The organism is Bacillus sp. Xin1, assembly GCF_013314535.1.
In the GTDB taxonomy this organism is placed as follows: domain Bacteria; phylum Bacillota; class Bacilli; order Bacillales; family Bacillaceae_G; genus Bacillus_A.
In genome coordinates this window covers 258,497-272,730 of the sequence record NZ_JABUAE010000003.1, presented here as the reverse complement: position 1 = coordinate 272,730, position 14,234 = coordinate 258,497, and the positions used below count along the sequence as shown (strand labels likewise).

At 33.2% G+C, this 14,234-nt stretch carries 15 protein-coding genes and 1 pseudogene; 12 read left to right on the top strand and 4 right to left on the bottom strand.

All coding sequences use genetic code 11. The annotated features are described in order from the left end of the window. Window positions 1–47: 47 nt before the first annotated feature. Window positions 48–494 carry a GNAT family N-acetyltransferase gene (locus HRG09_RS06655; protein WP_174099974.1) on the top strand — a complete coding sequence of 149 codons (447 nt, stop codon included), beginning with the start codon at window positions 48–50 and terminating at the stop codon, window positions 492–494. Window positions 495–544: 50 nt separating this feature from the next. Here HRG09_RS06655 and HRG09_RS06650 read toward each other — a convergent pair whose 3' ends face one another. Further along, window positions 545–961: a hypothetical protein gene (locus HRG09_RS06650; protein ID WP_174099973.1), complete on the bottom strand. Its 417-nt coding sequence runs from the start codon at window positions 959–961 to the stop codon at window positions 545–547. Between the two features lie 171 nt (window positions 962–1,132). Between HRG09_RS06650 and HRG09_RS06645 the strand changes: the two genes are divergently transcribed. Together HRG09_RS06645 and HRG09_RS06640 are read left to right on the top strand one after the other, a co-directional pair. Continuing rightward, complete coding sequence (locus HRG09_RS06645; protein ID WP_174099972.1) at window positions 1,133–1,780, top strand: response regulator transcription factor; 648 nt, start codon at window positions 1,133–1,135, stop codon at window positions 1,778–1,780. Continuing rightward, window positions 1,773–3,170, top strand: coding sequence for a sensor histidine kinase (locus tag HRG09_RS06640; protein WP_174099971.1), 1,398 nt, complete (start codon window positions 1,773–1,775; stop codon window positions 3,168–3,170). Before HRG09_RS06645 ends, HRG09_RS06640 begins: the two co-directional genes overlap by 8 nt. Before the next feature lie 171 nt (window positions 3,171–3,341). On the opposite strand, the gene HRG09_RS06635 is transcribed toward HRG09_RS06640, so the two are convergent. Both HRG09_RS06635 and HRG09_RS06630 read right to left on the bottom strand, forming a co-directional pair. Further along, window positions 3,342–3,716, bottom strand: a complete 375-nt coding sequence (locus HRG09_RS06635; protein ID WP_174099970.1) for a hypothetical protein — start codon at window positions 3,714–3,716, stop codon at window positions 3,342–3,344. A gap of 407 nt (window positions 3,717–4,123) precedes the next feature. Next, window positions 4,124–4,399 (bottom strand): DUF1292 domain-containing protein, encoded by a 276-nt coding sequence (locus HRG09_RS06630; RefSeq protein ID WP_174099969.1) that lies wholly within the window; start codon window positions 4,397–4,399, stop codon window positions 4,124–4,126. A gap of 586 nt (window positions 4,400–4,985) precedes the next feature. On the opposite strand from HRG09_RS06630, the pseudogene HRG09_RS06625 reads away from it, so the two are divergent. From HRG09_RS06625 to HRG09_RS06610, 4 genes and pseudogenes are all read left to right on the top strand, one after another. After that, window positions 4,986–5,474: pseudogene (locus tag HRG09_RS06625) on the top strand (transglycosylase SLT domain-containing protein); the annotation flags it as partial. Window positions 5,475–5,583: 109 nt separating this feature from the next. Beyond that, window positions 5,584–7,383, top strand: a complete 1,800-nt coding sequence (locus HRG09_RS06620; protein ID WP_174099968.1) for a Xaa-Pro dipeptidyl-peptidase — start codon at window positions 5,584–5,586, stop codon at window positions 7,381–7,383. 236 nt (window positions 7,384–7,619) lie between these two features. Beyond that, window positions 7,620–7,850 (top strand): hypothetical protein, encoded by a 231-nt coding sequence (locus HRG09_RS06615; RefSeq protein WP_033676126.1) that lies wholly within the window; start codon window positions 7,620–7,622, stop codon window positions 7,848–7,850. Between the two features lie 448 nt (window positions 7,851–8,298). Next, on the top strand, window positions 8,299–8,772 hold the full coding sequence (locus HRG09_RS06610; RefSeq protein ID WP_174099967.1) for an ankyrin repeat domain-containing protein: 474 nt from the start codon (window positions 8,299–8,301) through the stop codon (window positions 8,770–8,772). An 89-nt stretch (window positions 8,773–8,861) separates the two neighbouring features. Here HRG09_RS06610 and HRG09_RS06605 read toward each other — a convergent pair whose 3' ends face one another. Beyond that, window positions 8,862–9,788 carry an aldo/keto reductase gene (locus HRG09_RS06605; protein WP_174099966.1) on the bottom strand — a complete coding sequence of 309 codons (927 nt, stop codon included), beginning with the start codon at window positions 9,786–9,788 and terminating at the stop codon, window positions 8,862–8,864. Between the two features lie 283 nt (window positions 9,789–10,071). On the opposite strand from HRG09_RS06605, the gene HRG09_RS06600 reads away from it, so the two are divergent. The 5 genes from HRG09_RS06600 (at window position 10,072) to HRG09_RS06580 (ending at window position 14,204) form a co-directional block, all read left to right on the top strand. Continuing rightward, entirely contained in the window at window positions 10,072–10,428 is a 357-nt protein-coding gene (locus HRG09_RS06600) for an FtsB family cell division protein (RefSeq protein ID WP_174099965.1), read from the top strand. A 376-nt stretch (window positions 10,429–10,804) separates the two neighbouring features. Next, window positions 10,805–11,557 carry a serine hydrolase gene (locus tag HRG09_RS06595; RefSeq protein WP_174099964.1) on the top strand — a complete coding sequence of 251 codons (753 nt, stop codon included), beginning with the start codon at window positions 10,805–10,807 and terminating at the stop codon, window positions 11,555–11,557. A gap of 129 nt (window positions 11,558–11,686) precedes the next feature. Next, entirely contained in the window at window positions 11,687–12,013 is a 327-nt protein-coding gene (locus tag HRG09_RS06590) for a DUF3870 domain-containing protein (RefSeq protein ID WP_174099963.1), read from the top strand. A gap of 69 nt (window positions 12,014–12,082) precedes the next feature. Then, window positions 12,083–13,132 (top strand): dipeptide epimerase, encoded by a 1,050-nt coding sequence (locus HRG09_RS06585; protein WP_174099962.1) that lies wholly within the window; start codon window positions 12,083–12,085, stop codon window positions 13,130–13,132. A gap of 70 nt (window positions 13,133–13,202) precedes the next feature. After that, window positions 13,203–14,204: a C40 family peptidase gene (locus HRG09_RS06580; RefSeq protein ID WP_174099961.1), complete on the top strand. Its 1,002-nt coding sequence runs from the start codon at window positions 13,203–13,205 to the stop codon at window positions 14,202–14,204. Window positions 14,205–14,234: the final 30 nt, after the last annotated feature.

Here is a 14,234-nt window from a genome sequence, read left to right as displayed (position 1 = left end):
TGGAAAGTCCTTTTTGAAGTATTACATATTATTGGTAGGTGGTGGAGATGTGGAATTTTCAAGTGAGACAAATTGAAAGCCTATCACAAGTTGGTATCACTCATCTTATGGAAGAAAGTAAAAAAGAAGGATTTAACTTTCTTATAAAGTTAGTGAATGAATACAGAAATAAAACAAATACATTTAATAAGAAGGGGGAGTGCTTGTATGGCGTTTTTCAGGGTGAAGTTCTTATCGGAATTGGTGGAATAAATCAAGATCTGTATACGAAAACTGAAACAATTGGACGCTTAAGAAGGTTTTATATTTCAAAAGCATATCGAAGGAAAGGAATAGGAAATTTATTATTAAAGAAAATCTTATCTGATGCAAAAGAGCATTTTCAAATTGTTGTTCTGTATACAGACACAAAACAAGGTAGTCAATTTTATATTTCAAATGGATTTATGAAAAGTGAAGGATATCAAGGATCGACTCATTATTTAAGATTATAAAGAAAAAGATTCCATACGGCACAATCTTATGGAATCTTTTTTATAAATAATTATAATTTTACTTTTAAATGCTTCAATAAATGTTCAGGATGACCTTGTACATAATAAAAATGCGGATTATTTTCATCATCATAAATCATGATATAAGGTTTTTCGTTAAGCGGAAGGAGTACAAGAACTTCATCTATCGTTGTATGAATCCATTGATTTGTAATGGTAACCGGTTTAGATAAAGGGATTTTTATCATATGGCCAGTTTTAGGGACAACGTTTAGGTTTTTAAATGCTCCAGTAATGGATTTTGCAAGTTGTATTGCCTCTTTTTGAATTTCTATGTCTAGGGATTGTTTTTGCACAACCATCTCTTTTTGACAGTCAAAAACTTCAATTTGTTTATTTGTTTCTGCGAAAACATTTGCTGATAATAAAAATGAAAACAGAAAAATGAATCCTATTTTTTTAAACATGGAACAACACCTCATATTTATTATTCCCTCAAATCCTACAAATATTTTTTTGTCACATTCATGTAACAAAAATGTTGTACCATAACAAAGTAAAATAGGAAATGTATTTTACTTTGTTATGGAAATGATTACAATTTATGATATATAGATCGTTAATGGAGGAAGGCACGAGTGAGAGTATTAATCGCAGATGATGAGCAAGATATGCTGAAAATTTTACAAGCTTATTTCGAGAAAGAAGGATTCCAAGTTCTCCTAGCAAAGGATGGAGAAGAAGCTCTTGAAATATTTTATGAAGAAAAAATTGATTTAGCTATTTTAGACTGGATGATGCCAAAAAGGAATGGAATTACTGTATGTCAGGAAATCAAAAAGAACTCGAGCATGAAAGTATTGATGCTTACTGCTAAAAGTGAAAATGAAGATGAACTTGCGGCCTTGCAAAGCGGGGCGGATGAATATGTGAAAAAGCCATTTCATCCAGGGATTTTACTTACACGTGCTAAAAAACTTTTAAATCAAGATGAAGTCATACAAGTTCAAAATTTAAAAATTGATTTACTAAAAAATAAAGTATATAGAAATGATAAAGAATTAGAAATTACAAAAACAGAGTTAGAATTAATCAAATGTTTTTTAAATCATAAAGGAACAATTTTAACACGAAAAAAGCTTTTAGATATTGTATGGGGATTTGATTATTTCGGAGATGAACGGACAGTTGATACACATGTTAGACGATTGCGAAAAAAAATTGGTGAGGATGTTATTAAAACGCACCGTGGTTTAGGGTATAGTTTGGAGGACACACGTGAATAAGCTTGGTAAAAAACTGTTTCTAAGTATTTCCTTAACGATTATTCTTATTTTTACAATTTCGTTATTATTAATAAATTATTTTTTGCCGAAATATAATATATACAAGACAAGAGAATGCATAAATAAAATTACGACTCAAATACAATCTGCATCTGATGAAATATTAGTAGATGTGATGAATCGAATTGAGAATGAAAACAATGTAACAATTGTTTACACTTCTATAAAAGGAACAGAAGATGAAATGAATGACGCATTACGTTCGCAGCTTGCCCATAAGAGGGTGACATTGAACAAACTTTGGATTACAAAAGAAGAGGTAATGAAAGTAAAGCGTTCTGGGCAATCGAATAAATTATATGATCAAGAGAAGCTAAAAGCGAGCTTTTTTGCAAAATATATCGCTAAAAATGATATGTTAATTTTAGTAGGAGTTTCGATTGCACATTCAAACGAATTGATAGAGGTGCTTAACACATTTTATTTATATATTTTAGGATTTTCAATATTACTTGTCGTTGTACTAGTCTGGGTACTATCCAAAACAATTACAACTCCATTAAAAGAATTAAGCGATGTCGCAGAAGATATTTCTAACCTTAAGTTTAAGCAATCGCAGGTAAAAACAAACGATGAAATTGGTGAATTAGCTAGTAGCATTAATATTATGAGTAATAAGTTACATGAAGCTCATCAAGATTTAACAGATAGAAATGAACATTTGAAGCAGTTTATGGGAGATATTACTCATGAACTAAAAACACCAATTGCATTAGTTAAGGCATATTCAATGGGGATTCAAGATGGACTAGATGATGGATCATATTTAGATACAATTATTAAACAAACGGATCAAATGTCAAATTTAATAGAGGAACTGCTTCGTTTTTCTAAAATTGAAAGAGACTTACTGCAGAAAGAAGAATTTCAGGTAGTATCACTTATTCAAAGTGTAATTGATAAACATGAAATTGAATTCCAAGCCAAAGGTATACATTTACAAATGGATTGTCACGCGAGAGAGGCTAGTATTTATGCAGATTTGGATAAAATGAAAATGGTATTTCATAATTTAATTTCAAATGCAATCAAATATACAGAAAATCAAAGTATCAAGATTGTATTGGAAGAAAGAAATGATTGTGTATATTTTAGTATTCAAAATGGAATTGATCCTGAAGTAAGTACAGATATCGAAAAAATTTGGGAACCATTTTATGTATTAGAAGCTTCACGTAGTAAAGAAGTATCAGGGACTGGATTAGGATTAGCCATTGTAAAGAGTATTTTAGAACGACATGATTTTGAGTACGGTGTCTTCATTATAAAAAATGAAATACAATTTTATATGTATATAGAAAAGAGTTTACTTTGTGTTAGCAAGACCTAAATGCTAAAAATAAAAAGTTCTCACAAATTAGATATGACTCATTTGTGAGAGCTTTTTGTTTTTTCTTATTGTATGAAAGGACGGTTTAGTTGAATAAGTGCGTACTTATTCAATCTTACTAATTTCTTCTATCCTTTATCCTTTTTTAGCTGATTTTCAAGAAGGAAACGTCTATTTAGAATTAGGATTATAATGAATAGTTCTATAAATACTATGATGGATATCAGGTAAGAGATCTTGATACATCTGAGGATCTATTTCCCCATTATTTAGTGCAATATCTAATTGTTTTTTTTGTTCTATTGCAAAATAATGGATTAACTTTGCCTCATCTATGCCTTTTTTAGATGCAAACTCCGCTAGAGTTATTCCTTGCTTCATTGCATTATTATATTCATTTGGACTTGAATTTAAAAATTTTAATAATTCTTGTTGATTTACTGTATATGTGAATACCTGTCCTTCTTTAGCGTAACTTACAGGAATTTTAGCATTCAAAAATGTTATGAAGCAACAAAAACATAATATCCAGCATATCTTTTTCATAAAAGCACTTCAGTTTTCTTTTATATAATTTGATAGTATAGTTTATCCTATTTTATCCCGCAGTAATACTCCCACCTCAAAATTCGGCGGGAGCAAAGAAGTTAGGTAGGAGATAAACTGCCCGTAAAAGCCCGATTGGTGAGGGCTAATAATCAGTGGGGATGAAGAAAACCCCCACTGATTAAAGTTTCACTTTATAAAAATTACTTTATATGAGGCATCGCCACATGCCCATCATCTGAAGAAAGGGTTGTTCCCAAAAACAAAAAAATGATTTTGGTTCTAATAAATAACTAAATTCGTTTTGGGGATACTTCACGGTACTAGGTTTGATGGCAATGGAGCGGTATCCCCTATATACAAAAACAGAGGGCAGATATGCATCCCCCTCTTGTGTCCAACCAATATTATTCTTGCTCGTCCATAATTTTCTCAAACGCGGCAGATACTTTTTCAAATTCCTCGTCACTCTCAATGTATGAGAATTCACCATCTTCTTCTACTTTTAAAAAGAAGATATCAATGTCTTCCTCTGTTTCCGTCTGAATGTCTTCTACAAAGCCAACAGCAATGTATTCTGCTCCTTCGACATTCATCTTTCCGAGTACTTCAACTTCCTGCTCCTCATTACTCTCATCGCTAAGGGTAAAAATTTCGCCTACTTCAATTTCCGACATATTCATTCTCCTCCTGTTATACTCTAAAAAATAGAACGTTCAAATCGTATACTTACTAGTATATCTTTCCATAAAAAATCAAATTAATGCGCAAAGAACAACAATGTCTTGCTTCTTCAGCGTAAGAATCCAACTAAAAGGACGTCATCTGTGAATATGAATAAATACATTTTAAGTTCTCGTCACATATCCATCAACTTTAGAAATGGATTGCCCCAAAAAACGAAAAACATGAGTTGAACTCTCATAAATAACTGTAAAACAATAAATTTTTCGCTTTGGGGACATTTCAAAATATTAGCTTGATGGACATGTGTCGGTACACATAAGTAGCAGAAAATCAAATTTCACTTAACAGAAAAATATATAAACTATTATCTTAACTGTGTATGAGTACTGCCAGTATATTTACCAGTTCATCGTCGTTTGGACTTATGCTCCTATATGGAATATAGTATCCTCTTTGAATAATAGTATGTTAACAAAAATCGGTCTTTTATTTTTTAATTTCATTCTGTCAAATAGTTGTCACATGAACATTTTATAGTAGGGGTATACAGGATTAAACATATACAATATAGGGGATGAATATATGAAACAATTATTAAAATATATAGTAGTAATTTGCACGTTGACTCTTTTATGTTATGCAGCTTATATGAAGTATGAAAAACAAAAAGAAATTGAAAATAATAAATTAGTAATTAGTGAAGTCTCAAAGCAGTATGGTATACCGGAATGGATTCCACTTGCAATTGCCGATCATGAAACAAAATTTAATCGAACAGCTGTTGGAGATGAAGGAACATCTTTTGGATTATTTCAGTTACATCGGGGTGGATTAGCACCTGAGCAACTATCAGAAGAGGATTTACTGGATACGAAAACGAATGCAACAATAGCAATCTCGCATATGGTGAGTGCTTATAAGAGAGGAGTAAACAAAGGATTAACAGAGTTAGCGCTTTTAAAATATGTGGCTAATACATCAGGGTGGCCTGGGAATTTAGGAGAAGATTGGACAGATAACAATACGAAATACAACGTTGGATTAGAAAAATCTTATGATGTATATAAGAGGGGGAAAATATTACAAATTTCTCAAGTTTTCACCTATTTGAAAACTGAATTTTCTGTTATTTTGTTGTATAGTGAAAGAAGTGATAGAAAAATATAAAGGGGGAAGAAATTTGAAGAAAAAGAAGCTAGCAGTCGCACTCTCAGCAATGTTTTCTTTAACACTTACATCAAGTATCTCTAGTATTACAGTACATGCAGAAAAGAGCGAAGAAAGTTCGATAACATTTTCTTCGATACCGTTAAATGGTAAAGTGCCAGAAACATTAGCTCAGTCGACAAAGATAGAGTTGGAAAATGGAATGACGAAGCCTATTTATTCAATTGATGAGGCGATTGTAGAAAATTTATTTGTAGAAACTGAGATTGATAGTGACCGAGATGGGAAAAAGGATCGTGTATCGATAAAGGTAATGCGACCGAAAACAGAACCGGGTGTGAAAGTTCCTGTTATTTATGAAATGAGTCCTTACCGTTCAGGGATAAAGGATGTACCAGTTTATAATGTAGATGAAGAATTACATCCTGCTGGAGGCAAACCTTATGCAGGACCAGCTAATCTCGGTTCATATGGAAATTACTATGTTCCTCGTGGATATGCCGTTATTTTAGGAGAAAGCATCGGAACTGGAAAATCAGATGGTTGCCCAACAACTGGTGACGAACAAGAAATTCTTGGTACAAAATCTGTTATTGATTGGGTAAATGGAAGAGCAAAAGCATTCACAGAAGATGGTAAGGAAATACAGGCGGATTGGTCTACAGGAAATGTCGGTATGACAGGTGTTTCTTATAATGGGACATTACCAAATGCGGTTGCCACAACAGGAGTTGAAGGATTAAAAACAATTATTCCAATTGCGGCAATTAGTAGTTGGTATGATTATTACCGGGCAAACGGAGCAGTTGTTGCACCAGGTGGTTATCAAGGTGAAGATACAGATAATATGGCTGAAGCAGTATTAACGAGAAAAAATCCTGAATCTTGTCAGAAAATTGTAAAAGAACTTACGGATGGACAAGACCGGAAAACGGGAGATTACAATGATTTCTGGGACAAGCGTAACTACGTGAAAGACGCAAAAAATGTAAAAGCAAGTGTATTTGTTGTACATGGACTAAATGACTGGAACGTAAAGACAAAACAGTTTTCACAGTGGTGGGATGCTCTTGGAGAAAATAATATTCCTCGCAAAATGTGGTTACATCAAGGGGGACATAGTGGAACATCAAGTAATAACTGGCAGCAAACACAAAATAAATGGTTTGATTATTGGTTATATGGAATTGAAAATGGAATTATGAACGAACCGATGGTAGATGTACAACGAGAAAATAAAACGTGGCAAAAATTAAAAAATTGGCCAGATCCTGCGTCAGCTCCGTCTAAAATACGTATGCTTTTAAGTAATAAAGCAGTAGATTTACCACTTCGAATGGGTGCAACACAACAAGTATCTTCATTGTTAGATGATGCAAAAATAAAGTCGAATCAATTGATAGCAAATCCAGAATTAGAATCACCAAATCGGTTAGTGTATGTAATGCCTAAGCTTGAAAAAGAAATGAGAATAAGTGGTACACCAAAAATTTCATTTAAGGGAAGTATTGATCGTCCAGTTTCAAATTTAACCGCATTACTTGTTGATTATGGCGGTGCGAAACCAGAAATTGTGACTAGAGGATGGATGGATCCGCAAAACTTGAATGGAAAAGAAAAGTCAACGCCAATTATACCAGGGAAAGATTACACATTTACATGGGACATGCAGCCGGATGATTATGTATTCCAAGCCGGCCATCAAATCGGAATCGTATTAATTGCAAGTGACTATGACTATACGATTCGTCCAAAAGCAGGGACGAAACTTACGGTGAAATTAAGTGAATTAACATTACCAATTGTAAAATAGAAAGCAGCCTCCACATTCGGAGGCTTTTTTGTGCTGAAAAAAGGAAATGCATTTTAACATAAAATTTCCAAAAGGATGTTATAAAGGAGAGAGATTATTTTTTACTAAAAGGATATCTTATATCCCTATCCCTAGTAGTATAGGTAATATGCTATTTTGAAATAACAACAGATTTATTATATAATATTTTCGTATTAATAATGGATAATTGTAATTTTAAAAATAAGGAGATACCTATGAAAGATGTAGATTTTATACTAGAAAGTGATGAAACATTAAAGCCATCTGAACGATTAGTATTATTACTATTAGAAAAACATAGAATTTTATATACAAATGATCTACTAGCACTATCTAATTTATCATATAAAACATTAACGGATTCATTAACAGAACTCGTAGTAAAATCATACGTATTAAAAGAGACGGGAAAGGGAAGGAAGCAAAACTGCTATAGGTTAATGTAGGTGTTATTTTATCTATAAAAGAATATAAAATTTAATCATTTTTCAAATGAAATATAAAAATGATTTTTAAATTTCATTTGAAAAAATAAGAATAGAGGTTGTCTAACTATCATTTTTTATTAAAACTAATCATTGTGTTTTAATTTATAAAGAAGTATTTTAATTTAAAAAATGAAGGGCGATCAATTTGGGTAGTATACATTTTTGTATTTGTGAAGAAATAAAAAGTACATTTAATATAAAAATATGTTTTATTTAAATCCAAAGCAGTCCATTTTTGGAATGGGCTGTTTTTTACTATAAATTTTTTTATATAATTAATGAAAATGAAGAAATACTTATAATATTATTATGTAAATTGAAATAGATTAAAAAGGAATTTTCCATGTTTAATAGAATTATCTTATAGCCAGAAAATAAAATGAGTCTATGTAAAAGGGGGGTAACAATGGATTCAATTGTAGCAATTACAAATGCAGTAATAAATGGAGAAGAGGAGAAGGTAATGGGATTAATAAATGAGGATCAAGATCTTGTGCATTCTTATAGTGAGGATGGCTGGACACCTCTTCATTTAGCAGCTTATTTTGGTTATAGAGAAATTGCAAATTTCCTTCTGAAAAAGGGTGCTCATTTACATGTGAAAGCGAAGAATCAAAATGAAAATACACCTCTTCAAGCAGCGATTGCAAACAAAAAAATTGAACTAGCTACATTTTTAATCGAGCAAGGGGCAGATGTTAATGCTATACAAAGCGGTGGTTGGACAGGGCTCCATGAAGCAGCTTTATTAGGCGATGAAAAAATAGTAGCATTACTTATTGAAAATGGAGCGGATAAAAGTATTAAGAAAGATGATGGTAAAACAGCATATGATATCGCATTAGAGAAAGGGCATCAGCATCTATTACACCTTGTATAAAGAAAATCGAAATAGAAAATACATATATAATATGAGAATAATAGAGTAACAAAAAAGATTGGTAGCATTGCATTGCTACCAATCTTTTTTTAGAAGCCTTGTATATATGCCAATTCTTCTTCTAATAGAAGAGGGCGTATAGAAGCAGCTGCATTTTCGGCTGCTTGATTAGCTGTTTTTGCTCCGGGAATAGCAACAGATACAGCAGGATGCGATAGTACATAACGAAGGGCCAGTTGCCCTAAAGTTCGTTTAGAGTTTGAAAGTGATCTCAATTTCTCAACCTTTCGTAAATCATCTTGAAACCATGTTTCTTTTGGCCAATCTTGTCGTAAATCACCATCAGGAAATGTGGTTTGTTCTGTAAACTTTCCAGTCAATATCCCCATTTTTAATGGCCCCCGAATAACGGCTCCTAAGTTTTTCTCTTGTAAGTAAGGTAAAATATCATTTTCAGGTTCTCGGTTTAGTATGCTGTAGTCAAGTTGTACAACATCAATTTTCCCGTCTTTATTAAAGTTTTTAATATATTGTAAGTCATGCGTAGAAACACCAACTGCTCTTACTTTTCCATTTCGTTTTAAAATTTCAAATGCGCGAAGGAAGGCTTCGGTTTCTTCTTTTTTATCCCACCAAATATGACAAAAATAAACATCAATGTAATCTGTTTGAAGGCGGAGTAAACTCGTTTCAAATAATGCAATTACCCTTTCTGCTGTATCGTAGACAGGTTCTCCATTAGGATCATAGTGATGACCAATTAATCCTCCCTTTGTGGAAAGAACGATATCATTTCGATGTTCTTTTATTGCTTGTGCCACTAATTTTTCGCTATGCCCTAAACCATATACATCAGCGGTATCAATAAAATTCACTCCGTATTCAACTGCTTTTTTCATGGCAGAGATAGAATGTTTGTCATTTACAGGACCCCATTCATCACCGCCAATTGCCCATGCTCCAAATCCAATTTCAGAAACAGTTAAACCGGTTTTTCCTAATGCACGGTATTTCATTTGTTTACCTCCTTAATAAAAGGAATCCCTAATAAATTATTCAGTGAAAAAGCGAATGTGTTTGTGAGATCTTTTTGCTTAGCTTAAAAACATAAAACACTAATTTATAGCACAAAAAATAAAATTTTCATCTGAAATATAGAGATGTCGTCGAAAGCTATCTCTAATTGGTTAATTTATGAGATTTTTTTATGGAGGAGCTTATTTTACGAGAAGAGAATTTAGGAAAGTAAGAAAATATGCCTGTGGTAGTGAAATAAAATGAGTTAGGGGGATTTGAAAAATGAGGAGACTCAAGAAAGTAAATGTTCCTAATACGCCACAACAGCAAATACAGTCTAATGAATATCGAGTTATAAATAAGAAAAAATTACGCCGGTTTATTCTCGTTTTTATTTTTATTTTTTCCGCCACTTTTTATGTCCAATATATTCTTAATAAGCAACAAGAAATAATTGTAGAAAAGCGAGATACAATTAAAAATCAGCAAAAGCAATTAATTTCTTTAGAAAAAGATTCACGTTATTTAAAAAGCGAAGTTAATAATTTGACAGATAATGAAGAAGAAATTTTAAAGTATGCAAGAAAGGAGTATCAATTCTCTAAGCCGAATGAAACTATATTTGTACTACCTAAGTAAGAATGTAAAAAGCAGTAAATAATGTGAACTGCACTGCACCCGAATTGTTAGACACTGTCTACAGTTGGGGTGCAGTTTTTTATTAATTCTTTTTAGGAAACACGCCTTTTTTTACAAAGTAGTTGGTTAGGAGAAGAAAAATGCCACTGAGTCAAGTGCTTTTTAAAGGGATCAATAACTGCGAATAGTTATCCCGCACTAACGGGCAGTAATACTCCCACCTCAAAATTCGGCGGGAGCAAAGAAGTTAGGTGGGAGATAAACTGCCCGTAACGGCCCGATTGGTTCAACTAATAATCAGTGGGGGATGAGGAAAACCCCCACTGATTAAAGCTTCACTTTATTGATGCTATAATTTTCAAAAGGAGAGGTGAATATGAAAAAAGCAGATTTTATATATGAAACAGAAAAAAGAATTAAAAGTATAAATGGAAATGTAAGTGTCATGATACAAGGAGAAATGATGTATCGGTACAATGAACATTTGGTACATCCATCAGCTAGTCTTATTAAGTTACCTATTCTTTCGTGTACGATAGAAACGATGAAGGATGGAATTTTAAATCCATATGAAGTAATTCCTGTTTCATCTCTTGAAAAGACTGGCGGAAGCGGTATTGTTGCTTCATTACATACACCAAATGTAACGATACAAGATCTTATTACATTGATGATTACAGTTTCTGATAACACTGCGACAAATTGGCTTATAAATAAGTTGAAAATGAATCGTATTCAAGAACATATTGATTCACTGCAGTTAAATGGAACGAAACTACAACGATATATGATGCAACCACCTAAAGAACCGGGAAAGGATAATTTTACAACAGCTGAAGATATTGTGTCTCTACTAAAGCGTTATGAGAATGAAGAACAATTTTATAACCCGCTTCAAAATCAACAATTTACTTATAAATTATGTGGGAAGTTAGAGGAGCTGAAAGGACTTTTAACAGCGAACAAAACGGGAGAACTGCGAACTGTTACACATGATGCTGCAAGGCTGAACATAAATAACAAGACGGTATATGTAGCTGTCCTAAGTTCAAATGTTGAATGTGTAAATCATACAAATTATATATTTTCAGAGATTGGAAGTCTAATTGTACAATATTTACTAAAATAAATATTGTTAAAATTCTGTTAATTATATATAATATTCAGTAAGCGGATACATTTCTTGATTAACGATGAGTCATCAGCTTATTCGACTGTTAAGAAAACCGTTATCCTCGTATAAGAAAGGAAGATTTATGTGTACGCTTCTAATACGATTTATATCGTAGGGGACGCAAAAGCACCTCAAAACAATCCGATTACAGAAAAATTTAAGAGTTATTTCGTTGCATTTGTTGTTGAAAAAGATACAGGAAAGATTGTGGATGCGGATTGTTCAGCAACCATTTCATTAACGAGTCAGTTTGTAAAACATTTATTTTTACATAGAAATATAAATGAGCCACAATTAGTAGAAGAGATTAGAACTCGGTATTTCGGATCATCTCAAAAAGCATTGCTTGTAGCTTTAAAAGATGCACAAAAAAAATATAATCAAATTGCTGCTTTGTCTACACATTCATAGGCAAAATCCAGCCATAAGATTCGTTTCTTATGGCTGGATTTTTTTATTGGACAGAAAGGGATGAATGAAATGAAAATCATAGATCTAATAGTAAAACGCCGTTATATCAAACTCCATACACCGTTTAAAACAGCGTTGCGCACTGTAACCGAAATTGAAAGTATCGATGTTTTTATTCATACAGATGAAGGGATTATAGGAAAAGGCGCTGGAACTGCGACACCAGTTATTACAGGAGATTTTGCGAGTGGAATGGAAGAAGCTATTTTAGGGCCGATCCGTTCTGTATTAATTGGGAAAGAATTGCAGCAATTTCAAACATTGTTGTTACAGATTCAAATGAGCTGTGTAGGAAATACGAGCGCAAAGGCAGCAGTTGATATGGCTTTATATGATATATATTGCCAGTTTCATAATATCCCACTATATGCGTTACTAGGTGGACAGAAAGAGATTCAAACGGATATTACAGTAAGTGTTGATGAACCTATATTAATGGCGAAAGAAGCAAAAAGTCATGTAGAAAAAGGATTTAACACATTAAAAATTAAAGTTGGTAAATCAGCAGAATTGGATTTAGAACGCATTGAAGCGATTAGAAATGTTGTGCCGAAGGATGTAACTTTACGACTAGATGCAAATCAAGGATGGAGTCCAAAAGAAGCTGTATCGATTATTCGAGAAATGGAAAATAGAAATTTAAATATAGAATTCGTAGAGCAACCTGTTCACGCGAAAGATTGGGAAGGAATGAAATATGTAAAAGATCATGTGCAAACACCAATTATGGCTGATGAAAGTGTTTTTTCGGCACAGGATGCTTTAAAACTTGTTCAAGGACAGTACGCTGATCTATTAAATATTAAATTAATGAAATGCGGCGGGATACGAGAAGCGTGGAAGATTGCTGATATTGCTGGGGCTGCTGGCGTGAAATGTATGGTTGGTAGCATGATGGAACCATCTCTTTCGGTGGCAGCAATTGCACATGTAGCTGCAGCTCATCCGAACATTCATTACTTCGATCTTGATGCTCCTTTATGGTTAATGGAAGAGCCAGGCGGAATCACATATAACGGACCAAAGGTAAACCTGCATCATGCAGTGAATATAAAATAAAGCTTTAGTTGTTGTCTTACAAGCTATAACCTGTTTGAGCAGGAAAAATATGAATAAAGGGGATGTGTTTATGAGGAAACTCATTACTGGGCTTTTTAGTAGTTTGTTAGTATTTTCATCTTTTTCTGTTGTAAATGCTGAAGAAGTAAAAAGTAATGAAGCATATGTCGATGTAGCAGCTGCAACGTTATGGACTGGGCCCAATTTGCTTCGTTCAATTGATGAGCCAAGTGCGACGAATCCTGTTGATTTATGGAAATGGACGAAGTCGATGACTCTCGATGAAAAACTTTGGCTAACAAGTACTAATAAATTAGAAACACAAGCTTTGTTAGGGCAGGAAGTAACAATCATTGATCGGCAAGGTGAGTGGGCAAAAGTAGTAGTTCATGGTCAGCCAACGCCAAGAAATGAGGATGGTTATCCAGGATGGGTCCCAATAAAACAACTAACTTATAATCAAGAGTTTGCAGAGAAAAAGGAACAACCATTTGTTCTTATTACAAAGCCGACAGCTATTTTATACATTAATCCATCTGATAAATATAAATCTTTAGAGGTTAGTTATAACACACGTTTACCATTAATAAGTGAAGATCATATATCGTATCGAGTATTGTTACCAAACGGACAAAAAGCATGGTTACGGAAAAATGACGGAAAATTATATAAATCGCAAAATGATATTCCCCTTCCAACAGGCGATGATTTAGTGAATACTGGGGAATTGTTTTTAGGATTGCCATATATATGGGCTGGAACAAGTGGTTTCGGCTTTGACTGTTCTGGTTTTACACATACAATTTACAAATCTCATGGTATTACAATTCCACGTGACTCCGGTCCACAATCAAAAGCGGGGGTTGCTGTTGAAAAAGAACACTTACAAAAAGGTGACTTACTATTCTTTGCTTACAACCAAGGTAAAGGAAGTGTCCATCACGTAGGTATGTATATTGGCGATGGGAAAATGATCCACTCTCCAAACGCAGCGAAGACGGTTGAAATTATTCCTGTGAACACACCTGGATACATTGAAGAATATGCAGGTGCGCGCCGTTATTTACCTTAATAAGAGAGAGTAATAGAACAATAATATAAG